Below are 22,055 nucleotides of genomic sequence, written 5' to 3'. Positions count from 1 at the left end.
ATTTTTTGGTTCTTTTGTATCATAGCCTGTCCCGCCTTAGCGGGAACAAAAGAACATAAGAATAAAAAAGAAAGATGGATTGAATTAAGAGAGGAGAACTGTTTATGTCTAACTTTATTTAGAAGAATCCCCTAACAAATACTTCCTTCTGGTCTCATTGATCAGAAATTTTTTCTGCTCCGTAAAAGAATTTGGGTGCATCTGTTCAAATTCCACCTTCCAGATGTTCCAACGATCCGGTTCTTGTGCAAAAAATGCCACAGAATCAATTTTCTTCTTAATACAATACTCTTCAAATGTCATGATGCAAGATTACAAAAAAATCCTGTTTTGAAGCAGGAGATATAATATTTTAAATTAATTCAAACATTTGATTCTGTATTCACGTAAGTTTTCAGGGAAACAATGATTGAAAAAATAAGATAGTTCAAAGTGGGCTAGGGATGGTTACTTTTTCGGCCATTTTGTGTATTAAGAAGAAGAAGTTAATTTAAAAGACGCAATATTCTGGTTTTCAATTCATCAAACCTCTTAAAAAGCCAGTTTAATACAACAAATTGAATAAATATTTGTACTAAATCAATAAATAATTGGTGTAAGGTTAGGGACTAATTCATAATAATTATGTAATTTGACCTCTAAATACCACTTTATCAATACCCAAAAACCAGTATTATCTAATTAATTAGAAAATATATACATTATGAAAAGGCTCATATTAATCTTAGTTTCGATTTTTTCAATTGTGTTTGCTTCGCAGGCAGCGCCCACTACATTTACTGTAAACAGTAATACAGATGCGGGTACGGGAACAGGTACAACAGGTGATTTAAGATATTGTATCAATCAGGCAGCTGCTACTGCTGTTGGTCCCCACACAATTATTTTCAGCACTGCTATGACAATCACGATCAACAGTGATTTGCAGATCAATGCAGGAAATCATAATGGTATTACTATCAACGGTTTTGTAGATGGTCTTGATGGTCCGGATGTTATCATTAGAAGTGGCGGTACATTAAATAACCAAATGGTATTCAATGCAACAGTTGCCCCGGTTATTTATGGCCTTGTATTTCAGAATTTAGATTACGGAATTCATTTTAATGGTGTAATCAATGGTACTGTAAAAGGCTGTTATTTTGGTTCAGACGCTACAGGTACTGCTATTGTAAATGGTATTAACCAGGCTGGTGTATTTATTGAAAAAGGTGGGCTAAGTACAGCTGCGGCAAATACAGCAGCTAATATTGTCGGTGGTTTGGGAACGACGCTTCCAAACGGCTTAACTACATTCTCAAACAACAGCGAAAGATGTATTTTTGTTGGTTGTGCACAAAAAACAAATGCAGGCGCAGGTGTACGGGTACCAGCATTACTTGTAAGAGATGTTGGTGCAACACAGGTTGTAAATAACTATTTTGGTATTGATGCAACAGGTACTGTTAAATTAGGAAACGGTAACCAAACAACTAAAATGCCATTGGCACATTCAAACATCTACATGAATGATGCTATTAACTCAGTAATCGATCGAAATGTAATTGCCGGAGCAACAGGTTCTGGTATACATTTGGAAAACTGGTGTAACAATACAAAAATCAAAGGGAATAAGATTGGTACAAACGCGGCAGGTACTGCAGCTTATAATAGCACAACACCTTCACTTTCATTCAGCAATGAGGCTACAGGTATTTTTATTCAGGGAGGTACAGGTTTTGTAATTGGTTATGATGGTGGTACGCTTGCAAATGAAAGAAATATTATTTCCGGTAATGGAGGTGCAAAACACAACAACTGGCAACAAACTTGTGATGGCGGTTTTAGTGATTACAACCAATTCGGTATTTACGCAGAAAGTGTAGGCAACTCAACATTTAAAGGTAATTATATTGGTACAGATGTTACAGGTAATTCCAGCGGTACAGGAAATGTATTTGGTAACAGAGCAGGGGGTATTAAAATAGTTTCTGTTGGTGGTGTAGGTAGCGGTACTTCTCAAAACAACATCATTGGTGGTGGCAATACAGCGAATGATCGTAACATCATTTCCGGTAACGGTTATTTATGGAAAGCAAACGATAATACATCAACATGTAATGGCGGTTCTCCAAGTCCATCTGGTATGGTTAGCGGTCCTGGTTTACTTTTACAATATGCAAACACTTCTGTAAACACTGTATCAGGTAACTACATTGGTTTAGGTGCAGATGGTTTAACTGCATTGGGTAATAATGCAAATGGTATCGAGATACAAGGTGCTGCTACAAATAATATTGGTACTGCAGGTGTACCTAACTACATCTGTAACAACACATGGGGTATTTTCCTTCAGGTAGATTTTGGTGCAACATATGTTCCTGCGACAAATAACACAATCGCTGGTAACGTAATTGGTCTTACACCAACAAATACAGTAGCAGGTAACGGTGTACGTACAGGCCTTACTGAAGGTGGTGGTATCGGTTTGCAAATGGGTGTAACGAACAACAAAATCGGTACAGCAGTAGCAAATGGCGGTAACGTGATTTCAGGCAATAAACTTGGTATCAGCATTGAAACAAATTCTGTAACAGCAGGTGCTACTGCACCTAATGGAAACACGATCTACAACAACATCATCGGTTTGGACCCGACAGGTACGACTGCTAAACCGAACACTTCTTTTGGTGTATTAATTGACATGGGTGCTCAAGGAACCGTGTTCCCATTCAACAACACAATTGGTGGTACAGGAGCAAATCAAGCGAACACGATTTCTTCGAATCAGCAAAGTGGTATTTACATAAGTAATGCAACTGCAATCACTGCAGGTACAGCAAACAATATTGTTGGGAATAAGATCGGTACAAATTCTGCAGGTTCAGGAAGTTTTGGTAACACGCTTCAAGGTATTGAAATTGTAAATGTGAGTAAAACAACAATTACATCTAATACGATTTCAGGTAACGACCAAAATGGTATTTCATTAACCGGTACGACTACAAATACAATTTCTTCGAACACCATTACAGCAAACTCAGTAAATGGTATTTTCTTATCAAGTGCTTCTTCGAATACGATTTCAAGCAACACAATCAACACAAATGCTTCAAACGGTATTGCTTTAACAGCATCTTCTTCAAATACGATTCAATTGAATACGATCAATTCAAATACGTCAAATGGTATTTCGCTGGCAGCAGCTTCTGCATCAAACATTATTGGAACAAATACAATCAATACAAACGGAGCAAATGGTGTGATTGTAAGTGGTGGTACTTCAATAAATAACGCTATTCATAAAAACTCATTCAGTTGTAACGTTGGCAGAGGTATTGTACTTGCTGGTGGTAATAATAATTATTCCGCACCGACAATTGCGGGTACGCAAACAGGAATTACCTGGACTGGTGGAACATATATAGAGGTTTATGAAACGGATGGTTGTGCAACCTGTCCTTCAGACCCTACACGTTTACAAGGTAAAACATTTATAAATGGAGGAACCTCTCCATACTTATTTGATGTAGCTGCTGGTTTTGATAAAACAAAAACCTATACAGCAATTGCACATCAATCAAGCAGTACTTCAACTGCGCATAACTCTTCAGAATTTTCTCAGTGTTATACACTTTGTCAAAATCCAACTTCAGTAACAATTACAGGTTCCCCATTAGCATTCTGCGCAGGTGGTTCAGTAACATTAACTGCTAACATCGTTGGCGGTTCAGGTACCGAAACATATGCTTGGGAAAAAGATGGTGTTGCAATTGGTGGAAATACAACAACATTGATAGCATCTGTATCCGGTTCTTACGTTGTAAAATATAGTTCTACTACAACGTGTAGTACAACACCATCTGCTGCTGTTACGGTAACGGTTAATCCAGTACCAAGCGTTTCAAATCAAACACCTGCTGCAATTTGTAGCGGAACGGCATTCAGTGTAACACCAACAGGTGTTCCTGCAGGTACTACATATACATGGGGTGCACCTACTGTTACTGGAGGTACGGTATCCGGTGCAACAGCACAAGGTACCGCTCAGACATCAATCAGTCAGACCATAACAAATACAGGTACAACGACTGCAACAGTTGTTTATACTGTAACTCCAGTATCAGGTACATGTACGGGTTCAACATTCACGGTAACAGTAACAGTTAATCCAAAAGCAACAGTTACAAATCAAACGCCAGCTGCAATTTGTAGTGGTGCTTCATTCAGTGTAACCCCATCACCAGTTCCTGCAGGTACAACATATACATGGGGAGCACCGGTTATTACAGGTTCAGTATCCGGCGCTACCGCACAAGGTACCGCTCAGACATCCATCAGTCAGACTATAACAAATAATGGTACAACAGCTGCAACAGTAGTTTATACAGTAACACCATTGTCAGGTACATGTTCAGGATCAACATTTACAGTAACAGTAACTGTTAATCCAAAAGCAACGGTAACAAATCAAACGCCGGCAGCAATTTGTAGTGGAACAGCATTCAGTGTAACCCCATCACCAGTTCCTGCAGGTACAACATATACATGGGGAGCACCGGTTATTACAGGTTCAGTGTCTGGTGCTACTGCACAAGGCACAGCTCAGACATCAATCAGTCAGACACTAACAAACAACGGTACAACAGATGCAACTGTAGTTTATACAGTGACACCAGTATCAGGTACATGTACGGGTTCAACATTTACTGTAACAGTAACGGTTAATCCAAAAGCAACAGTTACAAATCAAACGCCTGCTGCAATTTGTAGCGGAACAGCATTCAGTGTAACCCCATCACCGGTTCCGTCAGGTACAACCTATACATGGTCTGCTCCTGTTATCACAGGTTCAGTATCTGGGGCTACAGCACAAGGTACAGCTCAGACATCAATCAGTCAGACATTAATAAACAATGGTACAACGGATGCAACAGTTGTGTATACAGTAACTCCAGTATCAGGTACATGTTCAGGATCAACATTTACTGTAACAGTAACGGTTAATCCGAATGCAACAGTTGCAACTCAGACACCAGCTGCAATCTGTAGCGGAACAGCGTTTACGGTTACACCAACAAACGTTCCAGCAGGTACAACTTATACATGGGGAACTCCTAGTATTACGGGTTCAGTATCCGGTGCTACTGCACAAGGCACAGCTCAGACATCCATCAGTCAGACATTAACAAACAATGGAACAACAGTTGCAATAGTAGTTTATACAGTAACTCCATTGTCAGGTACATGTGCTGGTGCATCATTTACAGTTGGCGTAACTGTTAACCCGAATGCAACAGTAGCGGATCAGACACCGGATGCAATTTGTAGCGGTACTTCATTTAGTGTAACGCCAGCAAATGTTCCATCGGGTACAACATATACATGGGCTACTCCTGTTATTACAGGTACAGTGTCTGGCGCGTCAGCACAATCAACTGCTCAGACATCAATCAGTCAGACATTAACAAATACTGGTACAACAGCTGCTACAGTAGTTTATACAGTAACGCCAAAATCCGGTTCATGTGATGGAGCAACATTTACTGTAACAGTAACTGTCAATCCGACTCCTCAAGTTTCATCATCTGCTACAGGTTCAGTATGTAGTGGAGTAGCACAGAATTATACAATTACAGGTAATGTTCCTTCAAGCTTCACTTGGACAAGAGCAGTGGTAACCGGCATAGATAATAATCAGCCAGGATCAGGTTCTTCAAGCCCAATCACAGAGGCATTAACGAATTCAACGAATGCAGCAGTTAGTGTTGATTACATCATTACACCAACTTCTACAACAGGTTCTTGTTCAGGTACAGCATTTACATACACAGTTAGTGTTGATCCAAAGCCGGTTGCAACAATTACACCTTCTGGTCCAACAGCATTCTGTTCAAATCAATCTGTTGATTTAACTGCAAGCGCTACTGGGTTTACAGGCGGAACGGTTGAATGGTTCAATGGAAATACCTCTCTTGGGAATGCAAATCCATTGACGGTGTCTACTGCAGGTTCATATACGGTAGTATATACAAGCACTTCTTCTTGTGCAAGTTTACCAAGCGCAAGTACTTCGATCACAATCAATCCGGATAACTCACCGGTAGCAGTAGGTAATGATTTCTATTCATGTTCAGGTACAGCAACATTGGTAGGTAACATTCCTGCAAATGGTACAGGTACATGGACGGTATCACCTAATACAGCTGTAATTACTCCTGGTTCAACTCCGGGTACTGCAAATGCAAGTAATTTAGTTGATGGTACTGTATATACATTTACATATAAAATATCAGGTGCGTGTGGTGCTGAACCATCAGATGATGTTGTTGTAACTGCAGGTCTTACAGGATTTATCGTTACTGCAGATGGCCCGAAAGATACATTATGTGTTCTTACAAACAGAGATTTGACTGCTTCTGCGGTAGGTGGTTCTGGGAACTATTCTTATGTATGGGTGAGTTTAGATGGATCTTATTCTTCAACAGGTTCGAATGGAAATGTTACTGTACAACCTCCGGCAGGTGGTGAAACAACCTATACAGTGTATGTTATAGATAACGTGAATACAGGTTGTCAAACAGATGCTAAAGATGTTAAGGTTCATGCAGTAGAAGGTCAGGATTTGAATATTCCAAACTTGATCACTCCGAATGGTGACAACATGAATGATATATTTATCCTGAAAGATAAAGTAACAGGCATGGCAATCATCAAAGAAGGTTCGCATATCGAAGTAGTGAACCGTTGGGGAGCTAAAGTGTACGAAGCAAACAATTATGATAACAACTGGGTACCAAAAGATTTAACAGACGGTGTGTATTATTACCACATCACATCTAGCTGTGGCAACAAAGAATACAAAAGCTGGTTGCAGATTCTTGGAAATAAAAACAACTAATTCCGATTGGAATTACTTATAAAGCAGAAAGGCCTTCCTATTATAGGAAGGCCTTTCTGCTTTATAAGTATAATGTATTTAAGAGTTTAACGCATTCCAAAGTGCATCACTGGGAGTTGGAGCTTTTAAATTCATTTTTTCGCCTGTTACAGGATGCTCAAAGGAGAGTTTGTAAGAATGTAAGCAAATACCACCATCCGGGTTGCTGCGTGGCGCACCGTACTTTAAATCGCCTTTAATAATGCAACCAATGCTTGCCATCTGACAGCGGATCTGATGTGACCTTCCGGTAATGGGTTTCACTTCAATTAAAAAATACCGGTCACTTGATTTTAATAATGTATAGGAGAGCTCGCAATACTTACTTTCTTTGACTTCGGTTTTGTGCGCTTTGGCAATGTTTCGTTTGGAATCTTTTGTTAACCAATGTACAAGTTTGCCGGAAGGATTAGCAGGTTTTGTACCTGTAATCATCAAATATGTTTTTTGTATTTTTTTATCTGCAAACTGTTTATTCATCCGCTCCAATGCCTTGGATGTTTTAGCAAGCAGAACAAGGCCGCTTACAGGTCTGTCAATGCGATGAATAACACCAGCAAATACATTGCCGGGCTTATTGTATTTTTTTTTAAGGTACTCTTTTACGTGCTCGGAAAGTGGTGTATCACCCGTCTCATCTCCTTGGACCAACACGCCATTCTTTTTATTTACTGCAATCAAATGATTGTCTTCAAAAACAAGTGTGAAAAATTTTTCAAACTCGTCAATCGGATCAAAAGAAGGTTCTGTAGAATCTAGTAACATTCGTTTGCGTTTGGAAAGTCTTTTGACTTAACGTCTTCAATATAGGATGTAACTGCTGTACTGATTACAGATTGCAGATTGGCGTATGTTCTCAAAAAGCGCGGATGAAATTCATTGTTGATACCTAACAGATCATGTGTTACCAGCACCTGTCCATCTACGTCTGCACCTGCACCAATCCCGATGGTAGGTATTTGTAGTTGCCCCGTTACAATTTTTGATAAGGATGCAGGAATTTTTTCAAGCACCAAACCAAAGCAACCGCTGGCTTCTAATATCTGAGCATCTGAAATAAGTTTGTTTGCTTCTTCTTCTTCTTTGGCTCTTACTACATAGGTGCCAAATTTATATATGGATTGCGGCATAAGTCCAAGGTGCCCCATTACGGGTATACCGGCACTGATGATCCGTAATACAGATTCTTTAATTTCAACTCCACCTTCCATTTTAACTGCATGTGCTCCGGATTCTTTCATGATTCGGATGGCACTTCGCAATGCTTCTGACGAATTTCCTTGATAAGAACCAAAAGGAAGATCAACAACGACCAATGCTCTGTTGATTGCACGGATTACAGATGAAGCATGGTATATCATTTGATCCAGTGTGATCGGTAATGTAGTTTCATGACCTGCCATTACATTCGATGCCGAATCACCAACAAGAATTACATCAACACCCGCAGCATCAAGTATTCGAGCCATTGAATAATCATAGGCTGTTAACATCGATATTTTTTCACCACGATTCTTCATTTCCTGAAGTTGGTGTGTCGTTACTTTTTTAATATCACTTTTTGCAGTGGACATACAGTATTTCTTATATTTTTATAAAATTACTATTATTTTTTCAATCAATAAGTTATTATTACTAGAACATATTGTTTTTACTTCAACCGCTTTTTTAATTCTAACTTTAGAATATGTCCTATTCAATTGATTTTTTAACGCTATATATCAATAAACTTGGTGTGTGTGAATATGCGGATTCAAATACGACACTTTTTGAAAATCTAATTACGCAAAAAACAATTGAGAATATTCATGTAGACCAGCTTTTCAAAGGATCCAGATTCCATACTCCAATTATAGCCTGGCTTCAAAATGGCAATAATCAATTTTGGGAAGATGTAATTTATGATGTATTTAAATCATATGTTCTATCCATACAGCCCATTAAAACAGATACAATTGTAGCGGCTGTTACAATCCGTACATCCATTGTAACTCATAAAATTGATCAGCTGAAATATCAGTATAAATCAGCGTTAGAAAATGCTAATGTTGGCTTATGGGTGTGGATCGATACGGACAATGGCCATTCATGGTGGTCTGATTCGTTTTTAGCTTTGCTGGGTTATGTAAAAGGAGATATAGAACCGGGATTTCAAACAATGATTGATCTGATTCATCCGGATCATTTAGAAAGTTTTATGAATGTCATGAAGACGTTTTATGAAACAAAGGATACCTACACAAATTTTATAGAAGAAAAATTGGAAGTGAAGATGCGCACAAAAAGCGGCGCATATAAACATTTATTATTCACTTCGAAATCTGTTAAAGAAGATTCTGTTTTGCGATTTTCAGGAACAGTTGTGGACATTGATGTTTTAAAAAGCATTGAAGACAAACTGGTGCAGCGGGAGGCGCAATTGACGTTATCCATGGAAGCTGGTAACATGGGCACATGGTCATGGGATATTCAAACGAATAATGTTGTGTGGTCGGATTATGTATTAGAAATTTTTGGTTTGCAGAAGGACGAGTTTAAAGGAGATTATGAAAGTTATTTAAATCTGATTCCGGAAGAAGAGAGAGCGTCTGTAAAAGGTGCTATTGAAAAGGCATTGACGGATGAACATGGAAATTTTTCATACGAGCATTCTATTTATCTTTCCGATAAATCAAAGCGCTTATTATTCTGCAAAGGAAAAGTTGATCGCCTAAAAGGAATGCCAGTTAGAATGACAGGTGTTGTTTTGGACATCACCAGAGAAAATGAATTAAAAACATTACTTGGGCAAACCAAAGAACGCTACAAAGCAGTTATTGAAGCCATGAGCGAAGGCGTCATCATTATTGATCTGGTTGGAAAAATATTAGATCACAATACTGCTGCAACTACAATCATTGGATATGATAACGCAGTGCTGACCGGAAATGATTTTTCATTTGGTGAAGGTGTTGCAATCAAGGAAGACTTTACACCTTTTCCTATGGATGAATTTCCGGGAATACGGACATTATATACAGGGCTTGCCTATAAAAATATTACCTTAGGTTGGATTAAACCTTCGAAAGAAGTGGTTTGGTTAAGTATAAATTCAGAACCTGTATTAGATGAATTCGGAAGACAGGTTGCTGTAGTGTGCTCGTATTCAGATGTAACAGATAGATACATTTCGCTCAACAATCTTAAAATTAAAAACAGACAATTAGAAGATTTTGCTCACATTACTTCACATAATTTAAGATCGCCGATAAGTAATTTAAGTATCCTGTTGGATTATTTTGAAACATCAAAAAATGAAACAGAGCGAAATGAATATTTTCAGAATTTAAAACATGTTTCCGCTAATTTATTATCTACCATTCAGGTATTAGCAGAATCATTAAAAATACAGAAGGATTTTGTAGATGATGAATGTATTATTTCATTTCAAGAAATGTTTAACAATGTTGTAACGCTTTTGTCAGGACAGGTTAAAGAAGCAGATATGCAAATTGATGTTGATTTTTCTAATTGTCCTACCATATATTATTCACCTACATACCTGCAAAGTATTTTCATTAATTTACTTAGCAATGCTATTAAATACAGGTCTTCAGAAAGAAGATCAGTCATTAAAATTGAAACTTATTTTTCAGAAAAGCAGGAAACAGTTTTGTCAATATTTGACAATGGTATTGGCATAGATCTTGAAAAACACAAACATAAAATTTTTGGTCTGTATAAAACATTTCACGTCAATAAAGATTCCAGAGGCGTGGGACTTTATATGACTAAAAGACAAGTTGAAACCTTAGGCGGATCTATTTCAGTAGAAAGTGAAATAGATCGCGGCACAACATTCAAAGTAATATTTTAGATATATCTGTTTATTGTATGTTGAAATAAACATTGAAGGTAGTACCCTTGTTTAATTCAGTGTGAACTTCTATTTCACCACCTGCATTATCAATGATACGCTTAATGATGTATAAGCCAATACCGGTTCCTTCAACATGATTGTGAAAGCGCTTAAACATGGAAAATAATTTCGGTAAGTGAACAGAACTTATTCCTAAGCCATTATCCTGGATGCTTAATAAAACAGAGTCACCAACTTTTTTTGTAAAAATAGATATCTCTAATGTCCTCTCCGGATGCCTGTATTTAATGGCATTGCTGAGTAAATTATAAACAATGCTTTTGAAATTTTTAGTTGAAAAAATTAAATGATTGCATGCATTCGTATCTATAGTAATTTTTGCGCCAGACTCCGTTACTTTGTCTTGAATGCTGAAGAGCACGTCTTCAATTATTTCCAGAAAATTTATCTGATGAATATCTTCTTCATTTGTCCGTTGAACTTTACTGATCTCCGTTAGATCCAGAATCGTACGTTTAAATTTATTGATTGACTTATCAATCAACTCAAGTATAAGATCCGCCTCATTTAATTTATTCGGTTCTTCACTGCTAAGCGTAACCTTTAATGTATGAAGCAGTCCTTCAATATTTGTTACAGGGGATCGTAGATCATGCGATGCCGTATAAATGAAATTATCAAGATCGTTGTTGGTCTTTAACAATTCTTTGTTGCGATGCTTTAATTCGTCCTGCAATAAGGTATACTCTGTAATGTCTCTGGCAACAACCAGCAATTGTTCAGGCATACCAAACATATCCGGGATTGCTGTAATAACAACATCCCACCATTTTGGAGTATTTGTTTTTATCGTGGGTAGCCATCCTACAAATCTTCCCGTCTTCCCATTTCGGGCATTCGCTAAGGCAGTTGCTGCAGCATCCTTTGCATCCATCCATAAGTCAACATAAGATCCACCAATAAAGGAACTGATATCGTCAATCTCAGCAATGCGTTGACCATTTTCATTCATTGAAATAAGCCGGCCGTTTAGATCAAGAACTTTAATACAATCTGTACTGCTTGAATAAACGTTTTTTAAAAGATGTTCATTATGTTCAGACTTCGACCCTTTTGAAAATGGACTGTTTATTAAAATCGTTAATGAACCTATTAACTCTCTGCTATCTGTATAAATCGGTTTTATTTTATTGAATACATGAAAAACGGTTCCGTCTGCATGAACGATCTGGAGGATCTCATTCTGATGTGTATCATTAAAATCATCCGTCGTCTTAATATTTGTATGAATTCCAAAGTCTGAAATGTATTTTGGAGTCCTTCCAATTAAATCAGCCGTTGCTTGATTGTATAGTTGAATATGGCCATGCAAATCACTGATATAAAACGCACATGGAAACTGTTTTACGAGAGACTCGTAAAAGAATTCTGAATGCTCAATCGTATTGCCATCAATATTTATGGATGAAAAATTTATTGCCATGTTTTAATACAATATTTTAGTTTTATTGTACCAATTAATATACATAATTGAATTCAAAAGGCCTTATTATCAAACAATTAATGAAGTAATAAATACTCCGTAATTCCATATTTTTGGCATAATATACAATTTGTTGAATCATTTTTAATTTTAATCGATATGCTTAAAAATGATAATTTGCTTTGAAAAGTGTAATAAAATGATGTTTTTTAGTTATTTAAGTACAAATACTATACTAAGCTTTTTTAAAATGAGAGGTTTTTAGATTGTGTAATAATTGTTAACCCAAATGTGAAAAACTTGAGCTTGGCTGAATGGAATATCAATTCGAAAAAATACTTAACTTGACGATAATTGGATGGATGCATATATGAAAGATAAGGCAATGATTTACATCATCGATGATGATGAAATTTTTCAATTTATTACAAAAAAATCTTTTGAAAGACTTGACAGAAGAGACGATTTACATTTTTTTTTAAATGGAGAAGATGCTTTACGATCTATTAAGGAATTCATAAACGGAGGTAAAGACTTACCTGATTTGATTTTTTTAGATATTAATATGCCAATCATGGATGGATGGGATTTTTTAGCAGAGCTTCAGACATTGATAGAAGGAACTGAAAAAAGGCCGGACATCTATATGGTAAGTTCTTCTATTGATGATAAGGATCTATTAAAATCAAAGACATACCCCATGATCAAAGATTATATCGTAAAACCTATAAAGGATGTCAATATTAAAGAGATATTAAATGAGTTAGAAGGGTAATCCTTTGCTTATTGATTTAATATGATAGAAATAATTGACCCTGTTACAAAAGAATCTTTATTCGAACATGCAGAAGGCCTTACAAACAGTAAAGGCAAACTAGTTTATAAATTATCTGAAGGTGCGTACAGAGTTGTATCTGATGATAATTACACGTCTAATTTTGGTCTTGAATGGAACACCTTTCAAAAAACTCAAATAGATAAATTTTCCGGGAATAATGTTTCTGAAGAGCGATTTTTTGCTCAGACGCGTTGGGCAAAAAATAGTCTTGAAGGTGAAACACTTTTAGAAGTAGGCAGTGGTGCCGGCAGATTCAGTCAGATTATTTTAGATCACACCAAAGCATCTCTTTATTCTGTTGATTATTCAAATGCAGTTGAAGCGAACTACCGCAACAACGGTCCGCACGAACGCTTGAAATTATTTCAGGCAAGCATTTACGATCTGCCTTTCAAAAAAGAGTCCTTCGATAAAGTAATATGCTTGGGTGTACTGCAACACACACCGGATTTTAAAGCATCGGTAAAAGCATTAACAGAAATGGTTAAGCCGGGTGGAGAATTGGTAATCGATTTTTATCCGATCAAAAATATCTTTACAAAAGTTCACAGCAAATATATATTACGTCCATTTTTAAAACGCATGAAGCACGAACGTTTGATGTCGTGGATACGAAACAATATTGATACACTCATTTCAATTTATAAATTTAACAGACGCATTGGTTTAGGATTTCTGAATCGTTTTGTTCCTATATGCGAGATAGAGCGCACGCTTCCGGCTGGCATAGCGCCTGATCAATTACGTGAGTGGATCATATTGGATACCTTCGATATGTTCAGTCCGGAGTACGACCAGCCACAGCGCCTGTCAACGGTTGCAGCATGGGTGAAGGAATTCGGAATGATTGATGTGGATGCTGCCTGGGTAACGTATCATGGAAATCTTGAAGCGCCGACGGTTAGAGCGCGGAAGGAGTTATAAAAGAAATATTATAAGTATGATATTTGATTTGGTAACGCTTACTATATGGTTATTCTTTACATGTATATCTACTCATTGGTTTAGTGATTGGATGAAAAATTCACCCTATGGTTATGGTTTTTGGGGAGTTATTGTGTGGGGATTCGAAAATAAATCGTTTAAAGCTCTTATGTTAGGGGGCGTTTCAATTTTTGCAATGGTTTTGACTGTCTTATCTCTGTTTCATAGAAATAGTATGAGTACACCAGTGCTTGTAATAATATCTATTAGCAGTCTGATTTTAACTATCGCATGTTCCTATGTTTTTATCAAGGGTTTAAGAAATCCTCCGGTTAAGAACATAATATTTCAATGCGTCATATTCATATTATTGGGATTGTATACGATGGTTTTATCCGTTTTGAAAATGTATGGTATAACCTTGTGGCTTAAATGAAATAAATACAAACAAAATTATTTATTTATTAAAATGAAGAAGCCCGTCTTAACTAAGACGGGCTTCTTCATTTTAATAAATGTATTGAAATTATATATGTTTCTCTGCATGATACGAAGAACGTACCAATGGTCCTGACTCCACATAGTTCAAACCTTTAGATAAACCGATCTCTTTGTATTCGGCAAACAGATCCGGGTGAATAAACTCCGCAACTTCTAAGTGCATTTTTGTAGGCTGTAAATATTGGCCTAATGTAAGTACATCCAGACCATGTGCAACCAAGTCGTCCATTGCTTTTAATACTTCATCTTTTGTTTCGCCTAAGCCAAGCATGATGCCTGATTTCGTGCGTTTACCAAACACTTTAATGCGTTGAATTTCTTCTAAGCTTCTGCTGTATTTTGCTTGCGGACGAACACGTCTGTATAAACGTTCAACCGTTTCCATATTGTGAGAAACAACTTCCTGTCCGCCGCTGATCATGCGCTCTAACGAAGCCCAGTCAGACTTCACATCCGGGATCAACGTTTCGATTGTTGTCTGAGGGCTTTCTTCCTTCACACGAACAACTGTCTGATACCAAACTTCAGCACCTTTATCTTTTAATTCGTCTCTATTAACAGAAGTGATAACGCAATGCTTCACATTCATCAGACGAACAGCTTCTGCAACACGTTTAGGCTCGTCTATATCGTATTCAGTAGGTCGTCCGGTAGCAACAGCACAAAAAGAGCAGCTGCGTGTACACACGTTTCCTAAGATCATAAATGTAGCCGTACCCGCACCCCAGCATTCGCCCATATTCGGACAGTTACCACTCTGACAAATGGTATGCAATTTATGTTCGTCTACTAATGCGCGAAGTTTTGTATATTCTTTCCCGATCGGTAATTTAACTCTCAACCAATCTGGTTTTGATTTGCGGTCGGAAGCGGAGGGGACTACTGGTAATTCAATCATGATTTATGAATCTAATGACACATTACAAAGGTAATAAATCTTACCCTTGTTTCTTGTCCATAAACACAATTTACTGCCAAATGGTTTGCAATTGCTTATTTTTACTTTTTCCCAAGATTTGGTTTCGAAACCTCCAAGGATTAAAATTCAATTAAATTAAATAACTCTAACTAGTTAAAATCCTTGGAGGTTTATTCTAGGCACAAACTATAATAGGCCAGAGCCGTTATTTTCTACCCCCGTAAAAAATGTTGATGTAAATAGAGCTGAAAAACTGATTGTTGTGGAATTCTCCGCCCGTGTAAACTGGAGCTTCCATCATAACCATTCTTTTGGCAAATACCTCGAATAAAAATCCTACTTCAAGGCCAGTTACTTTATTGGTAAAATGGCCATATTCGAAACTGAAGCCGGTTTTTAAATGTAGTCCGGGAACAACTTTGGTTGAGCTAAATCCGGTTCCATAACCTGGAGAGTTGATAACAAGATTGATATCAGGCGTCTTAACAGGATCGTAAGGAACAATTTCTGTCGTGCTGCCTGTTTGGTATTCGATATAATAGGGGGTAAGCAACCCAAATGAAATTCCACCATTTAAGATAAAATCCAGCTGAACACCGTCTTCGTTGCCTTTGTGAAATAAGACAAACTCTCTGCCGTATGTAGGTCTTAGTACAACCAGGTGATTTTTTTTATATGCAATAAAGGAACCTCCGCTTGTTTGGCTTGCGTAACGAAGTTCTTTTGGATGTTTTACAATATCCAGACTAAAACCAAAATTATGAAATTGTGTTTTTTTGTTTCGCACCAATGTTGCATAGCGGAACATCCCTCCGCCGATAAGACCGGCATTGGTATTGAAATTTAATCCGATCAGAAATTCTTTTTCATATTCAATTTCTCCCTCACGCTGAGCAAAAAGATCAACACTCAGCAATAGCAATAATAGGAGTAAATAAGTATTTTTAAATTTCATAAGTTAGACTTCCCCTAAATTTAGTAATTTTCCTTACAACGTTAAAATAATTATTTATGTATCAAATGACAGCAGAGTATTTGGGCGAACTCCGCACAAGCGGAACGCATATCAAATCAGGAAAAACAATTATAACAGATGCGCCGGTAGATAATAACGGCAAAGGGGATGCATATTCACCAACAGACCTGATTTCCGCTGCCTTATGCAATTGTATGATAACGATTATGGGCATTACTGCTAATCGCGAAAATATAACACTAGACGGAATCACCGCTACCATAGAAAAAGTGATGACAGTACAGCCTCCTAGAAAAATTGCTAAAATCAAAATTGATTTCACACATCCTTCACCTGAATTATTAAATGCGAAACAAGCAGAGCTACTTAAACATGCAGCGCATACATGCCCTGTAGCGTTGTGCTTGCACCCGGATATTATACAGGAAGTATCGTTTAACTTTTAGAAGTAGTTTCCAGTTTCTAGATACTAGTTACGAGACAAAAGAAAAAAATAAGTTGCATTTAAATAGAAAGAGTCCCGCTAAATGGCGGGACTCTTTCTATTTAAATGTCTAGTAACTGGAAACTATCAGCTAGTAACTCAAACTATCTTCCCAATGCCTTCTTTATTTCATCATACTGAATATCGTAATGCGATGCATCCCAGCTGCTCTTTCCTTTTTCAATAAGAATGGCTTGCGGAGACTGATGTTCAACATGCAAGAGACTTTCGATTTTATTTGAAACAGCTCTGTTGGCGATCAAATCTAAATAGTAGGCTTTCACATTTGCCATTTCACTCTCATTCCAATTGCGCTCCAATCTATTCAACGAAGTTGAACTGATTGAACAGCGTGTACTATGTTTGAAGATCATAACCGGCGCCTCATTCGACGTGGTTATGATTTCTTCTAATTGACTTTCTGACGTTAAGGGTATCCAGTTCATTGTTTTGGTTTCAAGTTCCAGATTTCGGCTTCTCTGCTGTCGTATCTTGGCGCTCCGCCTTTTTTGTTCTCTTTCTTCTGCCAGTTTGCATCTTCCAAACCTTCAGTTTTACCGTATTTCTTAAGCATTTTCTTACGGTATTTCTCTTTAGCAGCGTAAGAGTTTTTAACTTTTCCACCCTGATAAACAGCACTTGGATGCATTCCTTTTTTAGCTTTCCGAACAATAAGATCGCCTCTGTAATTCGCAATATCTTTCGCTTTTTTGCGCGTACGTTTTGCACGTGCATTTAACGTACGAACCAACAGATCTCCTTTGTAAGAAGATACCTGCCTGTTTTTTTCATCGCGCATTTTAGCACGTTTCGCTAAGAAATTATTACCAAGATCTCCTGAATATTGTGCACGTTGTTTTTCCTGCTTGCGATCAATTTCACGCGCGATTACAGTTGATCCTGAGTTTAATGGTCCATGCGAATTTGATTCTGCAGGAACAATATCACCCTGATATTTGCTCATTTGTTTAGATTGCTTGCGTTGAGGACGATCGTCTACAACAACGGAGTTATCATACTTAGGAGGTTTTACCCCCGTCTTGTTTGATACTACCATATCGCCTGTGCTGGTACCCATCTGACGTTGCTTCTTCTGAACGTTGGTACCTTTATTTGCTTCAGCCGTGGCCTGGTCATTTTTAGGTCCGTTTGAATTAGACGCATTCGCTTTCTTGGCATTCATGGTGCCCTGCGACTTACCCATGTTTTTTTGATTCTTAGCAGAATTCGTTTTGTTTGATTCTGCTGTGGCCTGATTATTCTTCGGCCCTTTTGATCTTGAAGCCTTAGCCTTTTTCGCATTGATCGTACCTTGAGAGGTACTGGCTTCGTTTTGCTTCTTTTTAATTTCTTTATAACCCGTCTGACTGAAGCCTAAAAAAGGCAACAACATAAACGTAAGTAACGCACCCGAACTGAAAAGTAGATATTTGAACTGTTTCATGTAGTATCAATTAAACGCGTTTGCGGCCTTGAGATTTAAGCTGCTTCGGGTTTTTTTTGTTAATTAAACCATTGTCAACATTAAAGCGACCGTTGGTGTTCGTTTTCTTTTTCTTTTTTGAATCTGTTTTTAATGCACCATTTTCATCAAACTGACTAACGTCTGCTTCAGTTGATTGGCCTAATCCCGGACAAGGATAAGAATGGCTGTTGCATGAAATTAAATTAACAGCAAGAAATAAGGAGGCAAGGGGGATCAGTATGTATCTCATAAAACAAGGTGTCTATGGGTAAATCTAAGTATTTTGCTAAGTATTTACAATTAAATGCTATTCTTATAACGGGATTAATAGTACTGAAGTTCCTTCAATTTTTCCTGAATACGCTTCACAGGTAAGAAATTGTCTTCAAGTGTTTTAGAGAAAGGAACTGCTGTATCCAGACTACCCACACGCATAACAGGTGCATCGAGGTTTTCAAAGGCATTTTCACTAATCCAGGCTGCTATTTCAGCAGAAATTGAACCAGTAATGGTGTCTTCATTGATCACCAAAACGCGACCGGTTTTTAATACACTTTTTAGAACTGTTTCTTTGTCCCAAGGCAATAAACTTCTCAGATCAATAATATCTGCAGAAGCGGCCTCTTTTTTCACAGCTTCTTTTGCCCACCATACAGCATTGCCATAAGCAACAATGGTTATATCATCACCCTCTTCAACGATAACGGCTTCACCAATCGGTACAGTATAATAATCGTCGGGAATTTCAGCACTTATTGAGCGGTACAGTGCTTTGTGCTCAAAATAAAGCACAGGATTTGGATCCTCAATAGCGGCAAGCAGTAATCCTTTAGCATCATAGGGATTCGAAGGATAAACAATCTTTAAACCCGGAGTATGGAAGAACCACGCTTCAGTAGATTGTGAATGGAAAGGACCGCCGCTCGTTCCAGCGCCTGTAGGCATACGGATTACCACATCTGCTGGTTGTTCCCAGCGATAGTGTGATTTTGCAAGATTATTCACTACCTGATTAAAACCGTTTGTAATAAAATCGGCAAACTGCATTTCAATAACCGACTTATAATCTTTGATCGCTAAGCCTAAACCTGCACCAATAATAGACGATTCGCACAGAGGTGTATTGCGCACACGTTGTTTGCTGAAGCGCTCGATTAATCCTTCTGTTACTTTAAACACACCGCCATATTCTGCAATGTCTTGTCCCATCTGAATCAATCGCGGAAACTTTTCCATCGCCAGTCGTAGACCGTCACTAATGGCGTCTATAAAACGTTTATTGCTTTGTAGGGTAGTGCGCGGTCTTATTTTCAAATGAACATATGGAGCATACATATCTTCTTCTTCAAGAGTGCTGTCTGCTACAACTTCTTTTTCATTTTCTGTATATGCCCAGGCTTCTTCAATAGAGTATTTGATCTTTTCTTTGATCGATTCAATTTCCTGTAAAGAAAGAATTGCCTCATCAAGAAGGTAACGTTCAAAATTTTCTACCGGATCTTTTTTTGCCCAGGCTTCAAACAATTGTTCCGGAATGTATTTAGTGCCGGACGCTTCTTCATGTCCGCGCATACGGAAAGTAATGGCTTCTACAAGTACCGGTCTGGATTCTCTGCGTACATATTCTGCAAGTTCACGGATCTTTGTGTATACTTCAAGAATATTATTGCCATCGATTGTGTGGGTTTCGATGGCGTAAGCAGGACCTTTTTCTTTGAAACTTTTTATTCTGAACTGCTCCTCCAGTGGAGTAGATAAACCATATCCATTATTCTCTACTAAAAAAATCACCGGCAGATCCCAAACCGAAGCAAGATTTAACGCTTCGTGAAAATCTCCTTCGCTTGTTCCGCCATCGCCCGTGAATACGAGTGTAGCTCGGTTGCTCCGGGATAATTTTTCTGCTAGCGCAATCCCATCTGCCACGGCCATCTGCGGACCAAGGTGCGAAATCATTCCTACAATATGATGTTCTTTGCTTCCAAAGTGAAACGAACGGTCGCGCCCTTTGGTAAATCCGGAAGGCTTACCCTGAAACTGACAAAACAACCGATGCAAAGGAACACCTCTGCTGGTAAAGATGCCAAGGTTGCGATGTAAGGGCAAAATGTATTCTTCTTTCTCCAGAGCACAGGCAACACCAACAGAAATTGCTTCCTGTCCGATGCCTGAAAACCATTTCGATATTTTACCCTGACGTAATAAGAAGAGCATCTTTTCCTCGATCATACGAGGCTTTAAAAGCTCTTTATATAACCGCACAAGGGTATCCTGATCTATGTTATTGCGTTCAAATGATATCATATCAAGGTATTTTAGCTCTTTTATAAAAGCCACTTTCATGCAAAGTAAAAGAATAATTGCAATTGGTGTAAAGCTTTTAGAGAATAAGGTATAAAAATACGGCTTCTGTTTCTATTTTTGTCAAAATGAATTTGAAATGATTGAATATTCTTCTTTTGTACTTGATAATGGGTTGAAAGTTTTCGTTCACGAAGACCATACAACCTCAATGGCTGTTCTTAATATTTTATACGATGTTGGTTCAAAAGACGAAGTTGAATCGAAAACCGGTTTTGCGCACCTTTTTGAACACTTGATGTTCGGTGGTTCCAAAAACATTGTTTCATACGACGAAGCATTGCAGAAAGCAGGAGGTGAGAATAATGCATTCACATCTCCGGATATAACAAATTATTATATCACCATTCCTGCGAACAATATCGAAACGGCATTCTGGTTAGAGAGCGATCGTATGATGGCACTTTCATTTGATCCGAAGGTACTGGAAGTGCAGCGTAGTGTAGTGATTGAAGAATTCAAGCAGCGCTATTACAATCAGCCGTATGGTGATGTATGGCTGAAGCTTCGTCCGTTAGCCTATAAGGAACATTCATACAAATGGGCAACCATCGGCAAAGAAATTTCACACATTGAAAATGCAACGATGGACGATGTGCGTGATTTCTTCTATTCTTATTATTTACCGAACAACGCCTACATGGTAGTTGCTGGTAATGTAACACTGGAACAGGTGAAAAAACTTTCTCAGAAATGGTTTGGTTCAATACCTGCAGGTACACGCAGAAAACGTTCCATCCCGGTTGAACCACTTCAGGCATCTGCACGCTTTGAAGAAACAAGTGCAAAAGTTCCCTTGGATGCGTTGTATAAGACGTTTCACATGGGCGGAAAATTATCACCTGATTTTTATGCAACAGATTTATTGAGCGATATTTTAGGTAGGGGAAAATCTTCGCGTTTGTATGAATCATTGGTGCAGCAGAAAAAAATGTTCAGTTCATTGAATGCATACATTATGAGTTCAGTAGATCCGGGTTTGCTGGTGATCGATGGAAAACTTTCAAAAGGTGTATCTTTGAAAGAAGGAGATGATGCAGTATCAGAATTGATTGCTTCCATCAGGGAAGAAAAATTCTCTGAAACAGAATTGAAAAAAGTAAAAAATCAGGCAGAGTCAACATTAGTATTTGGTGAAGTAGAAGTACTAAATAGAGCAATGAATCTGGCGTATGCAGCAATGCTTGGTGATCCGGAGATTGTAAACAAAGAAGCTCAGAACATGCAGAAAGTTACAGCAGAGGATATTTCTCGTGTAGCGAAAACGGTGTTGAAGAAAGAAAACTCTTCAACGTTGTTTTATAAATCAGAAGAATAAGCACTACA

Annotated in this window: 16 protein-coding genes; 6 read left to right on the top strand and 10 right to left on the bottom strand. The window is 37.9% G+C overall.

Going from position 1 to position 22,055, the window contains the following annotated elements:
• Positions 1-114: 114 nt before the first annotated feature.
• Positions 115-303, bottom strand: coding sequence for a hypothetical protein (locus A3EE_RS0116745; RefSeq protein WP_018344595.1), 189 nt, complete (start codon positions 301-303; stop codon positions 115-117).
• A 400-nt stretch (positions 304-703) separates the two neighbouring features.
• On the opposite strand from A3EE_RS0116745, the gene A3EE_RS0116740 reads away from it, so the two are divergent.
• Positions 704-6,880, top strand: a complete 6,177-nt coding sequence (locus A3EE_RS0116740; protein ID WP_083921288.1) for a PKD-like domain-containing protein — start codon at positions 704-706, stop codon at positions 6,878-6,880.
• 78 nt (positions 6,881-6,958) lie between these two features.
• Here A3EE_RS0116740 and A3EE_RS0116735 read toward each other — a convergent pair whose 3' ends face one another.
• Both A3EE_RS0116735 and panB read right to left on the bottom strand, forming a co-directional pair.
• Entirely contained in the window at positions 6,959-7,684 is a 726-nt protein-coding gene (locus tag A3EE_RS0116735) for an RluA family pseudouridine synthase (RefSeq protein WP_018344593.1), read from the bottom strand.
• Positions 7,675-8,493, bottom strand: coding sequence for a 3-methyl-2-oxobutanoate hydroxymethyltransferase (gene panB / locus A3EE_RS0116730; RefSeq protein ID WP_018344592.1), 819 nt, complete (start codon positions 8,491-8,493; stop codon positions 7,675-7,677). The genes A3EE_RS0116735 and panB overlap by 10 nt, the downstream gene beginning before the upstream one ends.
• Before the next feature lie 113 nt (positions 8,494-8,606).
• On the opposite strand from panB, the gene A3EE_RS0116725 reads away from it, so the two are divergent.
• Positions 8,607-10,775, top strand: a complete 2,169-nt coding sequence (locus tag A3EE_RS0116725) for a PAS domain-containing sensor histidine kinase (RefSeq protein WP_018344591.1) — start codon at positions 8,607-8,609, stop codon at positions 10,773-10,775.
• 10 nt (positions 10,776-10,785) lie between these two features.
• On the opposite strand, the gene A3EE_RS21520 is transcribed toward A3EE_RS0116725, so the two are convergent.
• Positions 10,786-12,261 (bottom strand): PAS domain-containing sensor histidine kinase, encoded by a 1,476-nt coding sequence (locus A3EE_RS21520; protein WP_018344590.1) that lies wholly within the window; start codon positions 12,259-12,261, stop codon positions 10,786-10,788.
• A gap of 370 nt (positions 12,262-12,631) precedes the next feature.
• On the opposite strand from A3EE_RS21520, the gene A3EE_RS0116715 reads away from it, so the two are divergent.
• Both A3EE_RS0116715 and A3EE_RS0116710 read left to right on the top strand, forming a co-directional pair.
• On the top strand, positions 12,632-13,036 hold the full coding sequence (locus A3EE_RS0116715) for a response regulator (protein ID WP_157447075.1): 405 nt from the start codon (positions 12,632-12,634) through the stop codon (positions 13,034-13,036).
• Positions 13,037-13,057: 21 nt separating this feature from the next.
• Positions 13,058-14,023 carry a class I SAM-dependent methyltransferase gene (locus A3EE_RS0116710; RefSeq protein WP_018344588.1) on the top strand — a complete coding sequence of 322 codons (966 nt, stop codon included), beginning with the start codon at positions 13,058-13,060 and terminating at the stop codon, positions 14,021-14,023.
• Positions 14,024-14,549: 526 nt separating this feature from the next.
• Here A3EE_RS0116710 and lipA read toward each other — a convergent pair.
• Both lipA and A3EE_RS0116695 read right to left on the bottom strand, forming a co-directional pair.
• Positions 14,550-15,422, bottom strand: coding sequence for a lipoyl synthase (gene lipA, locus A3EE_RS0116700; RefSeq protein ID WP_018344586.1), 873 nt, complete (start codon positions 15,420-15,422; stop codon positions 14,550-14,552).
• Between the two features lie 226 nt (positions 15,423-15,648).
• Positions 15,649-16,398 carry a hypothetical protein gene (locus tag A3EE_RS0116695; protein ID WP_018344585.1) on the bottom strand — a complete coding sequence of 250 codons (750 nt, stop codon included), beginning with the start codon at positions 16,396-16,398 and terminating at the stop codon, positions 15,649-15,651.
• A gap of 56 nt (positions 16,399-16,454) precedes the next feature.
• Here A3EE_RS0116695 and A3EE_RS0116690 point away from each other — a divergent pair, with 56 nt between their 5' ends.
• The gene (locus A3EE_RS0116690) at positions 16,455-16,865 is read left to right on the top strand and encodes an OsmC family protein (protein ID WP_026209836.1); all 411 of its coding nucleotides are present in this window, start codon (positions 16,455-16,457) and stop codon (positions 16,863-16,865) included.
• A 142-nt stretch (positions 16,866-17,007) separates the two neighbouring features.
• On the opposite strand, the gene ytxJ is transcribed toward A3EE_RS0116690, so the two are convergent.
• From ytxJ to A3EE_RS0116670, 4 genes are all read right to left on the bottom strand, one after another.
• Positions 17,008-17,349 (bottom strand): bacillithiol system redox-active protein YtxJ, encoded by a 342-nt coding sequence (ytxJ, locus tag A3EE_RS0116685; protein WP_018344583.1) that lies wholly within the window; start codon positions 17,347-17,349, stop codon positions 17,008-17,010.
• Entirely contained in the window at positions 17,346-18,347 is a 1,002-nt protein-coding gene (locus A3EE_RS0116680; RefSeq protein ID WP_018344582.1) for a hypothetical protein, read from the bottom strand. The genes ytxJ and A3EE_RS0116680 overlap by 4 nt, the downstream gene beginning before the upstream one ends.
• Before the next feature lie 10 nt (positions 18,348-18,357).
• A complete protein-coding gene (locus A3EE_RS0116675) occupies positions 18,358-18,618 on the bottom strand; it encodes a hypothetical protein (RefSeq protein WP_018344581.1) in 261 nt (86 codons plus the stop codon).
• Positions 18,619-18,692: 74 nt separating this feature from the next.
• Positions 18,693-20,672, bottom strand: coding sequence for an alpha-ketoacid dehydrogenase subunit alpha/beta (locus A3EE_RS0116670; protein WP_033418227.1), 1,980 nt, complete (start codon positions 20,670-20,672; stop codon positions 18,693-18,695).
• A gap of 136 nt (positions 20,673-20,808) precedes the next feature.
• Between A3EE_RS0116670 and A3EE_RS0116665 the strand changes: the two genes are divergently transcribed.
• Positions 20,809-22,047, top strand: a complete 1,239-nt coding sequence (locus A3EE_RS0116665) for a M16 family metallopeptidase (protein WP_018344579.1) — start codon at positions 20,809-20,811, stop codon at positions 22,045-22,047.
• The last annotated feature ends 8 nt before the right edge of the window (positions 22,048-22,055 follow it).

Origin of the sequence: Cytophaga aurantiaca DSM 3654, assembly GCF_000379725.1 — a bacterium.
Lineage (GTDB): Bacteria > Bacteroidota > Bacteroidia > Cytophagales > Cytophagaceae > Cytophaga > Cytophaga aurantiaca.
This window is presented reverse-complemented; position numbering and strand designations above follow the sequence as displayed.